This is a genomic window from Nocardia shimofusensis NBRC 100134 (assembly GCF_001613125.1).
Classification (GTDB): domain Bacteria; phylum Actinomycetota; class Actinomycetes; order Mycobacteriales; family Mycobacteriaceae; genus Nocardia; species Nocardia shimofusensis.
Map to the genome: position 1 here is coordinate 80,695 of NZ_BDBT01000020.1, position 17,742 is coordinate 98,436.

The following is a 17,742-nucleotide window of genomic DNA, read 5'->3' on the forward strand; positions in this document are numbered from 1 at the left end:
TACGTCGAGGAGGCCAGGGCACGGATCGCCGCAGGGTGATGCGGCCGACGTCCTGGTCCGGGCGGGATCGAGGTGCTGCCCGGTGGCGAGGTGTTGCCCGGTGGTGAGGTGTTGCTCGGTGGCGGAGACCCGGCCGCGCCCGGACTCAGTCGCCCCAGTTCTGATACACGTCGATCACCCGCCCGTTGTGGGTGCCCGGCGCGTTGAGGAAGATCGAGACGGTGCCGTCGGGGTGCCGGGCGCTCTCGGAGATCACCTGGCGCAGCGACGCGCGGATGTTGCCGTTCCCGTCGCGCCACAGGGCGGTGTCCGGATGCAGGCCCGCCCCCAGGGAACTGGGCGGGATCACCATCGTCACCAGCGCGGGGATCGGTCCGCCCGCGAGCCATACGGTCTCGTCGTGGTTCAGGTGGACACCCGCGCGGCCCTGATCGATGGCGAGGACGGGTTCGGCCGCGGTCGCGGGCCCGGCGCAGATGGCCAGGGCGGCCAGGGCGCCGGTGGCGACCGATGCGAGACCGATCGCCATGGATCCGATCGGCGCAGAACGGACCGACGCGCAACCGACCGGCACCGAGCCGGACGACGCCGAGCCGTACGACGGTGAAACGACCGACGGTGAAACGACCGACGCTGAAACGACCGAGGCTGAACCGACCGCAGAGAGCATGTGATCCTTCCCGACGCTGGGTGCCCGACGCACAGAGATTACGCACCGGCCGCGCCCGTCGCGGGTAATCCGCGGAAACCGTTTTCGGCGCGTCGTTGCGGTGCGTATCACGTGTCCTACACCCTGTCGTCGATGCCCTCCGGCGGGGCTGCGACACTGGAGGCCGTGAGTTCTTCTCCGCGCGCGACCAGTGCCTCCTCGATCGGTGACGCGTCGGCGGTGGTGTCCGCCCGCCTGTTCGACAGGGCAAGCTCGGTGATTCCCGGTGGGGTCAATTCGCCGGTTCGCGCCTTCAAGGGCGTCGGCGGGACGCCGCGCTTCATCGCCTCGGCGGCCGGCTGCACCATGACCGACGTCGACGGCAACAACTACGTGGATCTCGTCTGCTCCTGGGGTCCGATGATCCTCGGGCACGCGCACCCGGCGGTGGTCGAGGCGGTGCGCGAGGCCGCGACCGGCGGCCTGTCCTTCGGCGCGCCGACCGAGGGCGAGATCGAGCTGGCCGAGCACATCGTCGAGCGTGTCGAGCCGGTCGAGCGGGTGCGGCTGGTGAACTCGGGCACCGAGGCGACCATGAGCGCGGTGCGGCTGGCGCGCGGCTGCACCGGACGCACCAAGATCATCAAGTTCGCCGGCTGCTACCACGGTCACGTGGACGCGCTGCTGGCCGACGCCGGCTCCGGCGTGGCCACCCTCGGCCTGCCCACCTCGCCCGGCGTGACCGGCGCGCAGGCCGCCGACACCATCGTGCTGCCCTACAACGATCTGGCCGCGGTCGCCGCGGCCTTCGACGCCCACCCCGGCGAGATCGCCTGCGTGATCACCGAGGCCGCGGCGGGCAATATGGGCGCGGTCGCCCCGCTGCCCGGCTTCAACGCGGGCCTGCGCGAGCTCACCGCGAACAACGGCGCACTGCTGATCATGGACGAGGTCATGACGGGCTTCCGGGTCAGCCGCTCGGGCTGGTACGGCCTCGAGGGCGTCGCGGGCGATCTCTACACCTTCGGCAAGGTGATGAGCGGCGGCCTGCCCGCCGCGGCGTTCGGCGGACGCGCCGAGTTCATGAATCAGCTCGCCCCGCTCGGGCCGGTCTACCAGGCGGGCACGCTCTCGGGTAATCCGGTCGCCGTCGCCGCGGGCCTGGCCTCGCTGCGCGCGGCCGACGACGCGGTGTACGCCGCGTTGGACAGCAATGCCCGGCGTCTGGGCGGACTGCTCGGCGAAGCGCTGACGGCGGCAGGGGTCGAGCATCAGGTCCAGTTCGCGGGCAATATGGTGAGCGTGTTCTTCGCCGATCGTCCGGTCACCGACTACGCCACCGCCAAAGCCAGCCAGACCTGGCGTTTCCCCGCCTTCTTCCACGCACTGCTCGACGGTGGCGTCTACGCGCCGCCGAGCGCGTTCGAGGCGTGGTTCGTCTCCGCCGCGCTCGACGAGAACGCATTCGACCGTATCGCCGCCGCCCTGCCCGCCGCCGCTCGCGCGGCCGCGGCCGCCACCCCCGAAGGAATCCGCGCGTGAGTTCCGACCACGACAAACCAGGCGCCGACAGCCACGAACCCGTCGATGCCGCCACCCCCGCCGCCGAGCGGGCCGCCACCGAGACACCCGCCGCCGCGGCGGTAGCCGATGCCGCTCCCGCCACCACGAAACCCCCTGTGGCGCAAGCAGACCCGGACATCGTCGACGACGAGATCGAAACCATCGTGCACGTGCTGCGCCACGGCGAGGTGCACAATCCCAACGGGATCCTCTACGGACGCCTGCCCGGCTTCTCGCTCTCGGTGTCCGGTCGCGCGCAGGCCGGTGCGGTCGCGCGCGCACTGGCCGATCACGACATCGCGCTGGTCATCGCCTCGCCGCTGCAGCGGGCGCAGGAAACCGCCACGCCGATCGCCGAGCAACACGGTCTGACCGTGCGCACCGACGAGAACCTGATCGAGGCGGGCAACACCTTCGAGGGCCTGCGGGTTTCCGTCGGTGACGGCGCGCTGCGCAAGCCGAGGCACTGGTGGAAGCTGCGCGACCCGTTCACCCCGTCCTGGGGCGAGCCCTACCTGCAGATCGCGCACCGGATGCTGGCCGCGGTCAACAAGGCGCGCGTCGAGGCGGCGGGCCGCGAGGTCGTGCTGGTGTCGCATCAGTTGCCGGTGTGGACGCTGCGCCGTTTCCTGCAGGGACAGCGCCTGTGGCACGACCCGCGCCACCGGCAGTGCTCGCTGGCCTCGCTGACCTCGCTTGTCTATCGCGGCGACACCCTGGTCGACATCGTCTACTCCGAGCCGGCGGGCGCATCGGATCCCACGGTGCACGGCGCATGAGGCGCCCCGCGTCGGTTCCCCCGAACCGGCCCGCGCCCGCGGGGGCGCCGGGCCGGGTCGTCGCGGTGCTGCTGGCCTGCGTGGCGCTGGTCGCCGGGATCGCGGGCTGCTCCACCGGAACCGACGCGGTAAGCCAGGGCGGCACCTTCGAATTCGTCTCTCCGGGCGGCAAGACCGACATCTACTACGACCCGCCCGAAACGCGGGGCACCATCGGTGAACTGTCCGGCCCCGACCTGATGAACGACGGCGAGACGATCTCGGTGTCGGACTTCGCGGGTCAGGTCGTGGTGATCAATCTCTGGGGACAGTGGTGCGGCCCGTGCCGCGCCGAGGTGCCCGCGCTCGAGGACGTCTACGAGGCGACCAAGGATTCCGGCGTCGCTTTCCTCGGCATCAATGTGCGTGATCCGCAGCGGGACAAGGCGCAGGATTTCGTGACCTCGAACAAGGTCGCCTACCCCTCGATCTACGACCCGCCGATGCGCACCCTGCTCGCGCTCGGCGGCAACTTCCCGACCAGCGTGATCCCCACCACCCTGGTGCTCGACCGTGAGCACCGAGTGGCCGCGGTGTTCCTGCGCACGCTGCTGGCCGAGGATCTGCAGCCGGTCGTCGAGAGGATCGCCGGGGAGGCCAGGGTATGACCGTCGTGCTCGCCGGGGTGGGGGATTCGTTCCAGCAGACCGCGGCCACCGGTCCGCTGTTGCTCGCGCTCGGCGCCTGCCTGCTGGCCGGGCTGGTGTCGTTCGCCTCGCCGTGCGTGGTGCCGCTGGTGCCGGGCTATCTGTCGTATCTGGCCGGTCTGGTCGGCGCGGAAGCGCCGCCGGTCACCGCCTCCGAAGCGAGTACAGCCAAGACAGCGGGCGCGGCCGCGAACTCGCGCACGACCACCGCGACCGAGGTGCGCCGCGGATCGGCGAAATTGCGGGTGGCGGGCGCTGCCGGACTGTTCGTCGCCGGATTCACCGTGGTCTTCGTGCTGGCGACCGCGACGGTGTTCGGCGTCATCCAGACCCTCAATGTGAACCGGGACTTGCTGCAACGGGTCGGCGGCGTGGTCACCATCGTGATGGGCTTGGCCTTCATCGGCCTCATCCCGGCATTGCAGCGCGACACCAGAATGGAGCCGCGCAGGCTCACCAGTCTCGTCGGAGCGCCCCTGCTCGGCGGCGTGTTCGCGCTGGGCTGGACCCCGTGCCTCGGCCCGACGCTGTCCGGCGTCATGGCGGTGGCGGCGGGCACCGAGGGCGCCACCGCCGCGCGCGGCGTCGCCCTCATCGTCGCCTACTGCCTCGGCCTCGGCCTGCCCTTCGTCGTGCTGGCCTTCGGCTCGGCGGGCGCACTGCGCGGAGTCGGCTGGTTGCGCCGCAATTCCCGCACCATCCAGATCGTCGGCGGCATCCTGCTCGTCGCGGTCGGCGTCGCGCTGGTGACCGGCGCGTGGGATCTGTTCGTCGCCTGGGTGCGCGACGCGTTCGTCTCCGAGGTGACTCTGCCGATATGACCGTGACCGACCAGCGACCCGATTCCGCTCCGACCACCCCGCCGCGTCAGTCCGCACCGGGCCGCGCGTGGGCACTGGTCCGCAACACCTGGCGTGGGCTGACCAGCATGCGCACCGCGCTGGTGCTGTTGTTCCTGCTCGCGCTTGCCGCCATTCCCGGCGCGCTGTTGCCCCAGCGCAGCCTCAACGAGCAGAAGGTCGAGCAGTACATCGCCGACCGCCCGACGCTCGGACCGTGGATGGACCGGGTCGAACTGTTCGACGTGTTCGGCAGTTCCTGGTTCACCGCCATCTACGTGCTGCTGTTCATCTCGCTGGTGGGCTGCATCCTGCCCCGCACGGTCGATCACTACCGCGCGCTGCGCACCCCGCCGGTGCGTGCGCCGCGCAACCTCTCCCGCCTGCCGCACCATGACACGGCGGAGTCGGCGCGCACGCCGGACGAGGTCGTCGAACACGCCAGGGCCGGACTGCGCGGCTGGCGCACGGAGGTCCGCACCGGGGTCGGTCGCGAAGGCGAGATCACCGTCTCCGCGGAGAAGGGCTATCTGCGCGAATTCGGCAACCTGGTCTTCCATCTGGCGCTGGTCGGGCTGCTGGCCTCGATCGCGGTGGGCAAGCTGTTCGGCTACGAGGGCAGCGTCATCGTCATCGCCGACGACGGGCCCGGCTTCTGCACCACCTCGCCCGCGGTCTACGACTCGTTCCGGGCGGGCAATGTCAACGACGGCACCGGGATGACCCCGATCTGCGTGCGGGTGAAGGACTTCCGCGCCGACTACCTCGAGACCGGCCAGGCCGAGATGTTCACCTCCAACATCTCCTATCAGGCAGGCGAGGACCTGGCCACCGGCACCTGGCGCGACACCACGCTGCGCGTGAACCATCCGCTGCGCGTCGCGGGCGATCGCATCTACCTGCAGGGCCACGGCTACGCGCCGACCTTCACCGTCACCTTCCCCGACGGCCGGACCAGGACCGAGACCATCCAGTGGGCGCCCACCGACGCCCGCACCTTCCTGTCCGGCGGCGTGCTGCGCATCGACCCGCCCGGCGGCATGTACGCCACCGACGAGGAGCGCCGCAAGAACCAGATCGCCATCGAGGGTCTGTTCGCCCCGACCGCCATGCTGCACGGCAGCCTGCTGACATCGGTCTTCCCGCGCATGGACGACCCGGCCGTGGCCGTGGACATCTACCGCGGCGACACCGGCCTGGACACCGGCCGCCCGCAGTCGCTGTTCTCGCTCGATCAGGAACTGGTGCGTCAGGAGCGGCTGACCAAGGAAGCCAGGGTGAACCTGCGCCCCGGCGAGTCGGCCACGCTGTCCAACGGCGCCGTGGTCACCTTCGACGGGGCCAAGGAATTCGTCAATCTGCAGGTCTCGCACGATCCCGCCCAGCAGTGGGTGCTGGTGAGCGCACTGACCATGCTGGCGGGTCTGCTGGTGTCGCTGCTGGTCAAGCGGCGCCGGATCTGGATCCGGGTGTACCCGGCGGCGGCCGCGACCGGTACCGTGGAGCAACGACGCACCGTAGTAGAGATGGGCGGCCTGGCCAGGACCGACCAGGCGGGCTGGGGCGACGAGTTCGACCGGCTGCGCGCCCGGCTGCTCGACACGGACAAGACCACGGCTCGCACCGGGGCCGACAGCACGGGAGATTGACGATGCCGATCGACGACACCCTCGCCCAGTACAGCGACCTGGCCTTCAAATCGGCGCTGGTCGTCTACGCGCTGGTGCTCGGGCTGCTGCTGTGGCAGTTCGCCTCCGCTCAGGTTCGCAGGAGCGAGGAGCGTGAACTCGTCGGTGTGGGCGGCGGCAGCGCCGATCGGCCGAGCGGCCCCGGCAAGGTGATCGAGGCGCCGTCCACGCCACTGCCGGTGCGCCTGGGCAATATGGCGTTCTCGGTGCTGGTCGTCGCCTTCGCCCTGCACGTGGCTTCGATCGTATTGCGCGGCTTCGCCACCGACCGGTTCCCCCTGGGCAACATGTACGAGTTCGTCACCATGGCCTGCGCCGCGACCGTGCTCGTCGGCTTCTGGCTGCTGCGCGAACAGCGCCACCGCGCCACCTGGGTGTTCCTGCTGGTGCCCGTGCTGGTCCTCATGTTCCTGGCGGGCACGGTCCTCTACGCCGACGCCGCGCCCGTCGTCCCCGCGCTGCGCTCGTTCTGGTTGCCGCTGCACGTCACCATCGTCAGCGTCGGCAGCGGAGTCTTCATGGTCTCCGGCGTCGCCAGCCTGCTGTTCCTCTACCGCTTGCGCCAGCCCGAAGGCGAGGAGTCCTCGAACGTCTTCGGCGCCATCGCCCGCCGCCTCCCCGACGCGCGGACCCTCGACCGTCTCGCCTACCGCACCACCATCGTCGGCTTCCCCCTCTTCGGCGCCGGCGTCGTCCTCGGCGCCATCTGGGCCGAAGCCGCCTGGGGTCGCTTCTGGGGCTGGGACCCCAAGGAAACCTGCTCCTTCATCGCTTGGGTCCTCTACGCCGCCTATCTGCACGCCAGGGCGACGTCCGGCTGGCGCGACACCAAGGCCGCCTGGATCAATGTCGCCGCTTTCGTCGCCATGCTGTTCAACCTCTTCATCATCAACCTGGTGATCAGCGGTCTGCACAGCTACGCCGGCCTGACCTAGGCCCTACCTCTGACGCACCGACCAGTGGCGGATCTGCTTCGTCTGGGAAGCGGCGCGGCTGGGCCGGGGGGCCGGGCGGCTAGTGCTCCTTGGGGCCTTCCCTGTCGCGGCGCTGCTGCTCGCGCGAGATCCGCCAGAGGAAGTCGGGATCGTCGTCGGGGCCCAGGATCGGGCGACGCCGCGGAGGGGCTGGAGGGGTTGCGGACGGATCGATTCTTCCCGGGCCGAACGCCTTCCACATCAGCACTGCCACCGCGATCACTGCGATGAGGGCCAACAGATATGCCACGTGGCTCACCTCCTGCTACCGAGGGTAGCCCTGCGAGTGGTCCACGCACAGCGTGGACCACTCGGGAAGTGACCTTCGGCAGCCGGTCAGTGCTCCGTTTTGGCCTCGGTGGTCAGCGACTTCAGCAGTTGCATGACCTCGGACTCGCGGAAACGGCGATGTCCGCCTGGAGTGCGCAGCGATCCGAGACGGCCCGCGTGTGCCCACCGGGTGACGGTCTTGGGATCGACATGGAACAGTGCGGCGACTTGCCCGGGGGTCAGCAGGGTGTCCTGGCCGCCGACGGTGATCGCACTCATAGCAAACCTCTCCGTTCTTCGACAGTCCCTCATCAGATGGCGCCATCGTCGCACTCCACCCCCTAGGTACTCGAATCACCTACAGCGGGTAAAGGCGAAGTAATGGACAAATCGGATGCCTGTCCGGCGAGGGCGCGTCGGGCCCGCAAACCGGGTCGCCTACCCTGGTCGGCGTGAGCGAATCGACTGGATCGAACCCGCGCGTGGGCCGCAGCCTGGCCGTCAACCTGGGCTTGTACACCCTGGCGCGGCTGGCCTTGGTCGCCGTCATCACCGCGGTCGTCCTCGGTGTCGCCGCCCTCATCGATGTGCAGGTGCCGCTGGTGGTGGCCGTGCTCTTCGCCTTGCTCATCGCGATGCCGTTGTCGCTGACGCTGTTCAAGGGGCTGCGCGGGCGGGTCAACGCCGACATCGCGGCGGTCGACGCCAAGCGAAGGCAGGACAAGGCGCAGTTGCGGGCCAGGCTACGCGGTGAGTCCGAGGGCGACGGACCGGCATAGGGCGACTGCGAGCGAATGCGAGGCATCCGGTGAAGTACTGCGATCGCAGCGCCCCGCGCGACTGGGTGGACAACGCCGTCCGCCTCATCGACGCGGATGCCCAGCGCAGCGCGGACACCCATCTGCTGCGTTATCCGCTGCCCGCCGACTGGAATGTCCAGCTCTATCTCAAGGACGAGTCGACCCACATCACCGGCAGCCTCAAGCATCGGCTGGCCCGCTCGCTGTTCCTGTACTCGATCTGCAACGGCTGGATCACCGAGGGCACCACGGTGGTGGAGGCGTCGTCGGGATCGACGGCGGTGAGCGAGGCGTACTTCGCGAAGCTGCTCGGGCTCGACTTCGTGGCGGTGATGCCCGTGGGCACCTCGCAGCGCAAGATCGCGTTGATCGAAGCGCAAGGCGGCCGCTGTCATTTCGTGAGCCGCCCGCCGGACATGTACACCGAGGCGGCGCGGCTGGCGGCCGAGTCCGGCGGCCACTACATGGACCAGTTCACCCACGCCGAACGGGCGACCGACTGGCGCGGCAACAACAACATCGCCGACAGCATCTTCACCCAGTTGCAGTTGGAGACCCATCCGGTGCCGGAGTGGATCGTGATGGGCGCGGGAACCGGCGGCACCAGCGCCACCATCGGCCGCTACATCCGCTACCGCAGGCATGCGACGAGGCTCGCCGTGGTCGACCCGGAGAACTCCGCGTTCTACGGCGGCTACGAGACCGGCGACGCCGGCTACCAGACCGGCATGCCCTCACACATCGAGGGCATCGGCAGGCCGCGGGTGGAACCGTCGTTCGTCGGTCAGGTGGTCGACCGGATGATCGAGGTGCCCGACGCCGCCTCGATCGCGGCCATGCGCTACGGCGGCCGGGTGCTCGGCAGGCGGATCGGCGCCTCGACGGGCACGAACCTGTGGGGGGTGTTCCACCTGATCGGCGAGATGCTGGCGCGAGGCCGCAGCGGCAGCGTGGTCACCGTGCTGTGCGACGGCGGCGATCGCTACGCCGACACCTATTTCGACGACGACTGGGTGGCGGCGCAAGGCTGGGATCTGACCGAGCCGACCGCCGTCATCGATGAGTTCCACAGCACCGGGATCTGGAACGGCTGACCCCTTCTCGGCGCGTGGATTCCGGCCCGCGCTTCTCCGCAGCCGATGCTGTGTTGTACCTCCGAGCAGCCCCTTTCGCCGAGTTCGTCAATTTTTGTTGACAAGCGCCGAGAGTGTCAATCAAAATTGACGCCATGACCGAAGCGACAACTCTGGCGGCCGCGGCGGGCAGCCCCGATCCCGAGATCGGGCTGCGCGCGGTCCGCGCACTGCGCAGGCTGCTCGAGCGTTTGGAGGCGATTCAGGTGCGAAACGCCAGGGACCAGGGCTGGTCCTGGCAGGCCATCGCCGACGCGCTCGAGGTCAGCAAGCAAGCGGTGCACCAGAAGCACAACCGGAAAGGCGGCAAGTGATGTTCGAACGATTCAGCCGATCGGCGCGGACGGCCGTGGTCGCGGCGCAGGAAGAGGCCCGCGAACTGCGCTCGCCTCGCATCGACGTCGAGCACGTGCTGCTCGGCCTGCTCGCACACGCCGAACCGGGCCTGTCGGCGCTGGTGGCCGACAGCGCCGGGCTCACCCACGAGAGCGCGCGGCGGGCGCTCGCGGAGGCAGGCGCGGGTGCGCCGCTGGGGCCCGAGGACGCAGAGGCGTTGCGCTCGATCGGCATCGACCTCGACGCGGTGCGCGAATCGCTGGAAGCGAGCTTCGGCGCGGACGCGCTCGACCGCGCCGAGCCGCAGCAACGGCGCGGACTGTTCGGTCGCGACCGCAGCGGCGGGCACGTCCCGTTCACCCGCGAGGCGAAGAAGGTGCTCGAATTGTCCTTACGAGAGGCGCTGGCGCGCAAGGACAAGAGCATCGAATCCGGGCACATGCTGCTGGCCGTGCTGCGCGCCCCGAACCCGGCCACGGTGCGATTGTTCGGCGGCGCGGGCATCGTCGAGGATCTGCGCCCGCGGGTGCACGTGCTGCTCGACGCCGGCCGCGCGGCCTGAGCGGCTTCCGGCCGTCTGCGCGCGAGACCCGCGCGAACAGGCCTGTGCCGCTTAGCATGGGCGCATGCAGCTTGTGATCCGACTGATCATCAACGCGGTGGCCATCTGGCTGGCGGCGGCGTGGGTGAGCGGTATCGATATCCTCAGTCCCGACGATGCCGGGACGGGGGCGAAGATCGTCGTCGTGCTGGCCATCGCCGCCCTGTTCACCCTGGTCAATGCCCTGGTCAAGCCGATCGTGCAGCTGCTGGCGCTGCCGCTGATCCTGCTGACCCTCGGGTTGTTCCTGCTGGTCATCAACGCCCTGATGCTGTGGCTGACCGCGGCGCTCACCGACGTGGTCGACACCGGTGGTTACGGCTTGGAGGTCACCGGCTTCTGGGCGGCGGTCTTCGGCGGCATCATCATCTCGCTGGTGAACTGGGTGCTCGGCGTGCTGGTTCCGGACGGGGACTGAGCTCCGCCGAGTACGGCGCGGCCACAGTCGCTCGCGCGGAATGTGGCGCCGTATCCGAGGTGCGCCGACTGCGCGGTGGTGCCGGATGTGTGGTGGCGCCGGTCGCGTAGTGGCGCCGCGGACTCCGGAACGGCTCAGCCCAGCCCGAGCGCGACCGCGCAGAGGATCGACCAGGCCAGCAGCGCCAAGCCGGAATCCCGCAGGGCCGGAATCAGTTCGAGCCCGTTGCCGCCGCCGCGCACCGGGGCGTTGGCCCGCACCGCGAGCGGCGCGGCCAGCAGGCCGGCCAGTGCCCACGGCGTGTGCAGGGCCAGTGCCAGGGTGAGCAGGAACGGCACCGTCAGCAGCACGAGATGCAGTGTGCGGGTGCGGGCGTCGCCGAGGGTGACCGCCAGGGTGATCTTGCCGGTGGCGGTGTCGGTCGGGATGTCGCGCAGGTTGTTCGCCACCAGCACGGCACTGGAGAACGAGCCGACCCCGACCGCGAGCGCCGTGCCCACCCAGTCGATCCGCTCGGCCTGCACGAACTGGGTGCCCAGCACGGCGACCAGGCCGAAGAACACGAACACGGCCACCTCGCCGAATCCGCTGTAGCCGTAGGGCTTGCCGCCGCCGGTGTAGAACCAGGCGCCCGCCAGGCAGGCCGCGCCGATCAACAGCAGCCACCAGGCGGTGCTGAACACGAGCACCAGACCCAGGACCGCGCCGAGGGCCAAGCAGCCGATCGCGGCGGTCTTGACCGCGGTGGGAGAGGCAAGCCCGGAGCCGACCAACCGCAGCGGACCGACGCGATCGTCGTCGGTGCCGCGCACGCCGTCGGAGTAGTCGTTGGCGTAGTTCACCCCGAGGATCAACGCCACCGAGAGCAGGAGCGCGACAACGGCTTTCCACCAGACGACGGCGTCGAGCGCGGCGGCGGCTCCGGTGCCCGCGATCACCGGGGCGATCGCGTTCGGCAGGGTGCGCGGCCGCGCCCCCTCGATCCATTGCGCTGCTGTGGCCATGCGGGCAGCCTAATGCGCCCGCTCGCCCGGTCTTCCGCGACGGCCCGGCACGGGGTCAGGTGGCGGACCGAGCCGTCAGCAGTTCGCGCAGTTTGTTCCGGTTCGGCTTCCCGGGGCCGTGCAGCGGCAGTTCGTCGACGATGGCGAGTTCGCGCGGGGCGGAGGTGGGGTCGAGTTCGCGCTCCACATGCACCCGCAAATCCTCCAGCGTCGGCGTCGCGCCCGCGGCGGGCACGACGGCCACCGCGACCCGCTGGCCGAGTCGCTCGTCGGGCAGGCCGAGGACCGCGCACTCGCTGATCGACGGATGGGTGACGAGCACGTCCTCGACGACCTGGGGAATGACCAGCAGGCCGCCGGTGAGAATGGCTTCGTCGAGCCGGCCGGTCACCCGCAGTACGCCGTTGTCGAAGCTGCCCGCGTCGTCGGTGCGGAACCAGCCGGGTTCGGCGAACGCGGGATGGTCGGGCTGACCGCGGTAGCCGCGGGCGATCATCGGTCCACCGAGCACCACCCGGCCGTCCTCGACGCGGACCTCGACGCCCGTCAGCGGGACTCCGTCGTAGACGCAGCCGCCGCAGGTCTCGCTCATGCCGTAGGTGCGCACCGCGTTGATGCCCATCGATCGGGCCCGCTCGTAGACCGGCGCGGGGGTGGCGGCGCCGCCGACGAGCACCGCGTCCAAGTCGGCGAGCGCGGCGGCGGCGTCGGGTTCGTCCAGGGCCTTGATCAGCTGGGTGGGAACCAGCGCGGTATAGCGGCGCTCGCCGCGCATCCCGGAGATCGCGCCGGCCAGCGCTTCGGGCAGGAACCCGCCGGACACGTCGAGCACGGCGGGTTCGGTGCCGGCCAGGATGCTGCGCAACAGCACCTGCAGACCGGCGATGTGGTGGCTGGGCAGGGCCAACAGCCAGGTGCCCGGACCGCCGAGCCGCTCGTGGGTGGCGGTGCCGCTGGCCCGCAGCGCCGATGCGCTGAGCATCGCGCCCTTGGGCACGCCGGTGGTGCCGGAGGTGGTGACCACCAGCGCGACGTCGTCGTCGATCGGCTCGCCGGGGGCGAGCGCGTCGGCGAGCCTGCGCGCTTCCCGGCGGTCGGAGGTGGGAACCGGCAGCCAGGCGGGACCGTGCTCACCTTCGAGCGCCTCACGCAGATGCGGGAGCACCTCGACGACGCCCGAGCCCGTGGGCATGGGCAGTGTTCGCAGGGTGTTGCTCACGACGCGACCTCGTTCCAGCTCATGGTTCGCTCGCAGCAGGGCCTCACGATAGGGATGGTGTCATGTCGGCGGGCCCGCACGCGGAACGGGTGGGCCTCGGGGACAGGGGGTGCGCTGGGCCGGACATCGGGACTGCGATTCACTCGGCAGACGGGACTGACGGGCCCCGGGCATCGACGGCCGGGAGCCGCTACGGGTGTAATCGTCCCCGGCGGGTGGGCGAAAGGCAACTCGATGCCCGCGTCCCGGCCCGCCCGCCGGGCCCCGGTCAGTTCTGTGACCTGCGCGAATCCCGCCGGAGCGGATGCTCGGCCGGAATCTGGACCAGGACTATCGGCACTCCATCGGGGTCTTTGGTCCACATCTCGATCAGTCCCCACGGCTCCTGTTTCGGCGCGCGGTCGATCACGATGCCCTTGGTCGCCAGTTCGGCCGCCGCGTCCTGGACGTCGCGGACCTGCAACCAGAGTGCGCCGTCGAAGGTGCTCGCCTCGCCGGAGCCGCCGTGGGCGGCCACCTCGATGAGCGACTGCCCCGCGAAGAACACCGTGCCGCCCGGGTACTCCCTGGCCACGGCCAGGCCCAGCCCGTCGCGGTAGAAGGCCAGGGTGGCCTGGTAGTCACGCGGTCGCAGGATCACTCGGCTGCCGAGGATGTCCATGACGGGATGTCCCTTCTCAGAAGTACCACGGGTAGGGCGTCCAGTCGGGGGCGCGCTTCTCCAGGAAGGAGTCGCGTCCCTCGACGGCCTCGTCGGTCATGTACGCCATCCGGGTGGCCTCGCCCGCGAACAGTTGCTGACCCACCAGGCCGTCGTCGAGCAGGTTGAACGCGTACTTGAGCATGCGCTGGGCCTGCGGCGACTTGCCGTTGATGTCGGCGGTCCACTCCAGCGCCTCGATTTCGAGCCGGTCGTGGTCGACCACTTTGTTGACCGCGCCCATCTGGTGCATCTCCTCGGCAGTGTAGGGGCGGCCGAGGAAGAAGATCTCGCGGGCGAACTTCTGGCCCACCATCTTGGCCAGGTAGGCGCTGCCGTAGCCGCCGTCGAAGCTGCCCACGTCGGCGTCGGTCTGCTTGAAGCGGGCGTGCTCGCGGCTGGCCAGGGTCAGGTCGCACACCACGTGCAGGCTGTGCCCGCCGCCCGCCGCCCAGCCGTTGACCAGGGCGATCACCACCTTGGGCATGAACCGGATCAGCCGCTGCACCTCGAGGATGTGCAGCCGGCCCGCTCGCGCCGGATCCACCGTGTCGGCGGTCTCGCCGTCGGCGTACTGGTAGCCGCTGCGCCCGCGGATGCGCTGGTCGCCGCCGGAGCAGAACGCCCAGCCGCCGTCCTTCGGGCTGGGGCCGTTGCCGGTGAGCAGCACCGCGCCGACGTCGGAGGTCATCCGCGCGTGGTCGAGCGCCCGGTAGAGCTCGTCGACGGTGTGCGGACGGAACGCGTTGCGCACCTCCGGCCGGTCGAACGCCACACGCACGGTGCCCTGCTCGATGTGCCGGTGGTAGGTGATGTCGGTCAGGTTCTCGAATCCGGGGACCGGTCGCCACAGCTTGGGATCGAAAGTCACGCCGGTGATTATCGCCCCGGCCCGACGTGACGCGGCTCGCGCCACGGTCACCGGCGGTACCGACCCGTCGACTTGACGGTGTAAAGCCACGCGATACCGTGCAGGTATGAGCGAGGAAGTGACACCTGTTCCCGATGACGCGGCAGCAGGGAGCGGTGTGGCCACGAGCACGCGCCGCATCGACACCAGTGCGATCGATCCGGACCGCTACGAATCGCACGGCGGATTCCCCAAGATCGCCCCCGCATCGCCCGGCCCGGAGTTCGGCCCGTTCGTGGAAGCCATGCGGACGCTGCAGGACCTGGCCGTCTCCGCCGACGCCCCCGACGAGGTCTACGGCGCCGCGCTCGGCAAGGCCCGCGAGCTGATCGACCTGCTCGAGCCCTACCGTGCGCCCGAAGGGCATTCGCCCGCGGGCCGCTCGGTCGAACTGCCCGGTCGCGGCAGTTTGCTGATGCTGCCGTGGACCGTGGTCGAAGCGGGCCCGGACGGCATCACCACCACCGGTGTGTTCCGCCGATACCACCTGGGCGGCAACGGCGCCGCGCACGGCGGTGTGCTGCCGCTGCTGTTCGACGATCTGTTCGGGATGATCGTGCACTACGCGGGCAGGCCGATCAGCCGGACCGCGTACCTGCACGTCAACTACCGCAAGGTGACTCCGCTCGAGACGCAGCTGACCGTCACCGGTCGCGCGGATCGCATCGAGGGCCGAAAGACGTTCGTCACCGCGGAATTGCGCGACGAGCAGGGCGAAGTGCTTGCCGACGCCGAAGGATTGATGGTTCAGCTGCTGCCCTGGCAGCCCTGATCGACCAGGCTGCGAGCCGATAGCCGGACTTCCGTAGCGTGCGCGGGCGCGCCTGTGCGTATAGTGGCGTGCGCTCGTTCATCGACATCTATTCGGAGGACCCTCAAAGTGGTTGCAGCACTGTCTGAATCCCTGCTCGACGACACGAAGCGCTCGGCCTTCCTTGCCGAAGCCAAGGAGGTTCTGGACGCTGAGGTGTCGGACAAGGGTGGCGCGTCGGGCCTGGCCGTCAAGGGCGGCTACGCGGCCGTGAACAAGATCGGCCCGTCGATCGTGCCCGACGCCCTGGAGTCGTTGGCGCCCAAGCTGCTCGAGCAGCTGCAGCCCTACTGGGCGGAGTACCAGGCCGCGGGCACCGGCACCTTCGCCGACCTGCTCGTCGCCAAGTCCGACGCGGTCGCCGAGTCGCTGCTGGCCGTGACCGACGCGCGCGCCGAGTCGTCCAGCCGTCCGGCCCTGCAGAAGGTGTACAACTCGCTGCGTTCCTCGGCGAAGAAGAACGTCATCGAGGCGCTGCCCCGGGTCGGCAACCTGGTGCAGAAGCACGCCAACTGAGCCGACGCTCCCGAGCGAGGTGGCGACGCGACTCGCGTCGCCACCTCGACGCGTTTCCCGGTGGTTCGTCACCGGAAGCAGGCGGTGATCGGCGCCGGTGGTGCCAGGGTGCCGGTTGTGATCAGGCCGACCGAGCCGAGAGCGTCGGCATCTGACAGGCTGGTGAGGTGAATCCGTCCACTGCGCAGGCCAGGGTTGTCGTCGACGAGTTGGTGCGCGGCGGCGTCCGTGACGTGGTGCTGTGCCCCGGCTCGCGCAATGCCCCGCTGGCCTTCGCGCTGCAGGCCGCCGACGCGGCCGGGCGGCTGCGCCTGCACATGCGCATCGACGAACGGACCGCTGGATTCCTGGCGATCGGCCTGGCGATCTCGGCCGGCGCGCCGGTCCCGGTGGTGATGACCTCGGGCACCGCGGTGGCCAATCTCGGACCGGCTGTGCTGGAAGCCAATTACGCGCGGGTGCCGTTGATCGTCCTGAGCGCCAACCGGCCCTACGAGATGCTCGGCACCGGCGCCAACCAGACCATCGAACAGCTCGGCCTGTTCGGCAGCCAGGTGCGCGCCACGGTCAGCCTCGGTATCGCCGAAGCCGACGGCGCGGGGGCGGGCACCTACGAACAGCAGAACAGCGTGTGGCGATCCTCGGTCTGCCGGGTGCTGGCCGCCGCGCGCGGCACCCGTTCGGGCAATGCCGGGCCGGTGCACTTCGACATTCCGCTGCGCGAACCGCTGGTCCCCGATCTCGCCGCGGGCGAATCCGAGCCCGCGGGCCGCCCGGGCGGCACGCCGTGGACGGCCACCCAGTACGCGACGCTGGACGTGCCGCTCGAGATCGATCTGAGCATCGACACCGTGGTGGTCTCCGGGCACGGCGCGGGCCCGCGCCCCGAACTGGCGCAACTGCCCACCGTCGCCGAACCGACCGCCCCCATGCACGGCCCGGCCCTGCATCCGCTGGCGCTGCCGCTGCTGAAGCCGCGCCAGGCGATCATCACCGGCCGCCCGACCCTGCATCGCCAGGTGTCGCGACTGCTCGCCGATCCCGACGTCACGGTCTACGCCCTGACCACCGGCCCGCGCTGGCCCGATGTCTCCGGCAATGTGGTCGGCACCGGCACCCGCGCGGTGACCTCCGGCGCGCCGCGCCCGGAATGGCTAGGGCACTGCGCCGACCTGAGCGCCACCGCCGAGCGAGCGGTGCGCACCGAGCTGGCCGGGCATCCGAAGCCGACCGGCCTGCACGTGGCCGCCGTGGTGATGGACGCGCTGCGCGAGGGCGATCAGCTGTTGCTCGGCGCCTCGAATCCGGTGCGCGACGCCGCCCTGGTCTCCACGCCGCGTCCCGGCGTGCGGGTGCTGTCCAACCGCGGTGTGGCGGGCATCGACGGCACCGTCTCGACGGCGGTCGGCGCGGCTCTCGCGCACGAGGGCCGAACCATCGCCCTGATCGGCGACCTGACCTTCCTGCACGATGCCTCGGGCCTGTTGATCGGGCGGGGCGAACCGCGTCCGGCCGATCTGACCATCGTGGTCGCCAACGACGACGGCGGCGGCATCTTCGAACTGCTCGAGCAGGGCGACCCGCAGTACGCGGGCGTGTTCGAGCGGGTCTTCGGCACCCCGCACGGCATGGACCTCGCCGCGCTGTGCGCGGCCTACCGCATCCCGCACCGCCAGGTCGACCCGGCCGAGCTGGCCGCCGAACTCACCGGCAACGCCCACGGCCTGCGGGTGCTCGAGGTCGTCACCGAGCGCTCCAGCCTGCGCGAACTGCACGCCACCGTGCGGAGCAAGATCGCCGGCTGAGCAAGCCGGAGCCCGTCTCCGGGCCGCTGTCACGCTGCCCG

General features: G+C 70.3%; 22 protein-coding genes. 15 read left to right on the forward strand and 7 right to left on the reverse strand.

The genetic code is table 11. From position 1 onward, the window contains the following. Positions 1-145: 145 nt before the first annotated feature. Entirely contained in the window at positions 146-529 is a 384-nt protein-coding gene (locus NS3_RS19445; protein WP_067861697.1) for a hypothetical protein, read from the reverse strand. On the opposite strand from NS3_RS19445, the gene NS3_RS29555 reads away from it, so the two are divergent. From NS3_RS29555 to ccsB, 7 genes are all read left to right on the forward strand, one after another. Beyond that, on the forward strand, positions 528-674 hold the full coding sequence (locus NS3_RS29555; RefSeq protein WP_169811661.1) for a hypothetical protein: 147 nt from the start codon (positions 528-530) through the stop codon (positions 672-674). The genes NS3_RS19445 and NS3_RS29555 overlap by 2 nt on opposite strands. A gap of 161 nt (positions 675-835) precedes the next feature. After that, complete coding sequence (gene hemL, locus NS3_RS19450) at positions 836-2,191, forward strand: glutamate-1-semialdehyde 2,1-aminomutase (RefSeq protein WP_084495752.1); 1,356 nt, start codon at positions 836-838, stop codon at positions 2,189-2,191. A 137-nt stretch (positions 2,192-2,328) separates the two neighbouring features. Beyond that, entirely contained in the window at positions 2,329-2,991 is a 663-nt protein-coding gene (locus tag NS3_RS19455) for a histidine phosphatase family protein (protein ID WP_373865324.1), read from the forward strand. Beyond that, a complete protein-coding gene (locus tag NS3_RS19460) occupies positions 2,988-3,638 on the forward strand; it encodes a TlpA disulfide reductase family protein (RefSeq protein ID WP_084495743.1) in 651 nt (216 codons plus the stop codon). Before NS3_RS19455 ends, NS3_RS19460 begins: the two co-directional genes overlap by 4 nt. Further along, positions 3,635-4,498, forward strand: a complete 864-nt coding sequence (locus NS3_RS19465; protein WP_067861700.1) for a cytochrome c biogenesis CcdA family protein — start codon at positions 3,635-3,637, stop codon at positions 4,496-4,498. The genes NS3_RS19460 and NS3_RS19465 overlap by 4 nt, the downstream gene beginning before the upstream one ends. After that, complete coding sequence (resB, locus tag NS3_RS19470; RefSeq protein ID WP_067861703.1) at positions 4,495-6,165, forward strand: cytochrome c biogenesis protein ResB; 1,671 nt, start codon at positions 4,495-4,497, stop codon at positions 6,163-6,165. Before NS3_RS19465 ends, resB begins: the two co-directional genes overlap by 4 nt. Positions 6,166-6,167: 2 nt before the next feature. After that, entirely contained in the window at positions 6,168-7,139 is a 972-nt protein-coding gene (gene ccsB / locus NS3_RS19475) for a c-type cytochrome biogenesis protein CcsB (protein ID WP_067861706.1), read from the forward strand. Positions 7,140-7,218: 79 nt separating this feature from the next. On the opposite strand, the gene NS3_RS19480 is transcribed toward ccsB, so the two are convergent. Further along, positions 7,219-7,428 (reverse strand): hypothetical protein, encoded by a 210-nt coding sequence (locus NS3_RS19480; RefSeq protein WP_067861709.1) that lies wholly within the window; start codon positions 7,426-7,428, stop codon positions 7,219-7,221. Positions 7,429-7,514: 86 nt separating this feature from the next. Further along, positions 7,515-7,727: a BldC family transcriptional regulator gene (locus tag NS3_RS19485; RefSeq protein WP_067861712.1), complete on the reverse strand. Its 213-nt coding sequence runs from the start codon at positions 7,725-7,727 to the stop codon at positions 7,515-7,517. Between the two features lie 203 nt (positions 7,728-7,930). Between NS3_RS19485 and NS3_RS19490 the strand changes: the two genes are divergently transcribed. The 5 genes from NS3_RS19490 to NS3_RS19510 all read left to right on the forward strand — a co-directional run bounded on the left by NS3_RS19490 (position 7,931) and on the right by NS3_RS19510 (position 10,736). Continuing rightward, entirely contained in the window at positions 7,931-8,227 is a 297-nt protein-coding gene (locus NS3_RS19490) for a DUF4229 domain-containing protein (protein WP_373865325.1), read from the forward strand. 29 nt (positions 8,228-8,256) lie between these two features. Next, positions 8,257-9,342, forward strand: a complete 1,086-nt coding sequence (gene cds1 / locus NS3_RS19495; RefSeq protein ID WP_067861718.1) for an L-cysteine desulfhydrase Cds1 — start codon at positions 8,257-8,259, stop codon at positions 9,340-9,342. 134 nt (positions 9,343-9,476) lie between these two features. Then, complete coding sequence (locus NS3_RS19500) at positions 9,477-9,695, forward strand: hypothetical protein (RefSeq protein WP_067861721.1); 219 nt, start codon at positions 9,477-9,479, stop codon at positions 9,693-9,695. Next, on the forward strand, positions 9,695-10,279 hold the full coding sequence (locus NS3_RS19505; RefSeq protein WP_067861724.1) for a Clp protease N-terminal domain-containing protein: 585 nt from the start codon (positions 9,695-9,697) through the stop codon (positions 10,277-10,279). Before NS3_RS19500 ends, NS3_RS19505 begins: the two co-directional genes overlap by 1 nt. 64 nt (positions 10,280-10,343) lie before the next feature. After that, complete coding sequence (locus tag NS3_RS19510) at positions 10,344-10,736, forward strand: phage holin family protein (protein WP_067861727.1); 393 nt, start codon at positions 10,344-10,346, stop codon at positions 10,734-10,736. 134 nt (positions 10,737-10,870) lie between these two features. Here the strand turns inward: NS3_RS19510 and NS3_RS19515 are convergent, their stop codons facing one another. The 4 genes from NS3_RS19515 to NS3_RS19530 all read right to left on the reverse strand — a co-directional run bounded on the left by NS3_RS19515 (position 10,871) and on the right by NS3_RS19530 (position 14,530). After that, complete coding sequence (locus NS3_RS19515) at positions 10,871-11,740, reverse strand: 1,4-dihydroxy-2-naphthoate polyprenyltransferase (RefSeq protein WP_067861730.1); 870 nt, start codon at positions 11,738-11,740, stop codon at positions 10,871-10,873. A 55-nt stretch (positions 11,741-11,795) separates the two neighbouring features. Next, positions 11,796-12,932 carry an o-succinylbenzoate--CoA ligase gene (menE, locus tag NS3_RS19520; protein ID WP_067861859.1) on the reverse strand — a complete coding sequence of 379 codons (1,137 nt, stop codon included), beginning with the start codon at positions 12,930-12,932 and terminating at the stop codon, positions 11,796-11,798. A 295-nt stretch (positions 12,933-13,227) separates the two neighbouring features. After that, positions 13,228-13,620 carry a VOC family protein gene (locus NS3_RS19525; protein WP_067861733.1) on the reverse strand — a complete coding sequence of 131 codons (393 nt, stop codon included), beginning with the start codon at positions 13,618-13,620 and terminating at the stop codon, positions 13,228-13,230. A gap of 16 nt (positions 13,621-13,636) precedes the next feature. Next, the gene (locus NS3_RS19530; RefSeq protein WP_067861736.1) at positions 13,637-14,530 is read right to left on the reverse strand and encodes a 1,4-dihydroxy-2-naphthoyl-CoA synthase; all 894 of its coding nucleotides are present in this window, start codon (positions 14,528-14,530) and stop codon (positions 13,637-13,639) included. Positions 14,531-14,636: 106 nt separating this feature from the next. Here NS3_RS19530 and NS3_RS19535 point away from each other — a divergent pair, with 106 nt between their 5' ends. The 3 genes from NS3_RS19535 (at position 14,637) to menD (ending at position 17,701) form a co-directional block, all read left to right on the forward strand. Beyond that, a complete protein-coding gene (locus tag NS3_RS19535) occupies positions 14,637-15,341 on the forward strand; it encodes a PaaI family thioesterase (protein WP_067861739.1) in 705 nt (234 codons plus the stop codon). 108 nt (positions 15,342-15,449) lie between these two features. Continuing rightward, positions 15,450-15,896 (forward strand): DUF6918 family protein, encoded by a 447-nt coding sequence (locus NS3_RS19540; protein WP_067861742.1) that lies wholly within the window; start codon positions 15,450-15,452, stop codon positions 15,894-15,896. A 167-nt stretch (positions 15,897-16,063) separates the two neighbouring features. Further along, positions 16,064-17,701 (forward strand): 2-succinyl-5-enolpyruvyl-6-hydroxy-3-cyclohexene-1-carboxylic-acid synthase, encoded by a 1,638-nt coding sequence (gene menD, locus NS3_RS19545; protein ID WP_067861745.1) that lies wholly within the window; start codon positions 16,064-16,066, stop codon positions 17,699-17,701. The last annotated feature ends 41 nt before the right edge of the window (positions 17,702-17,742 follow it).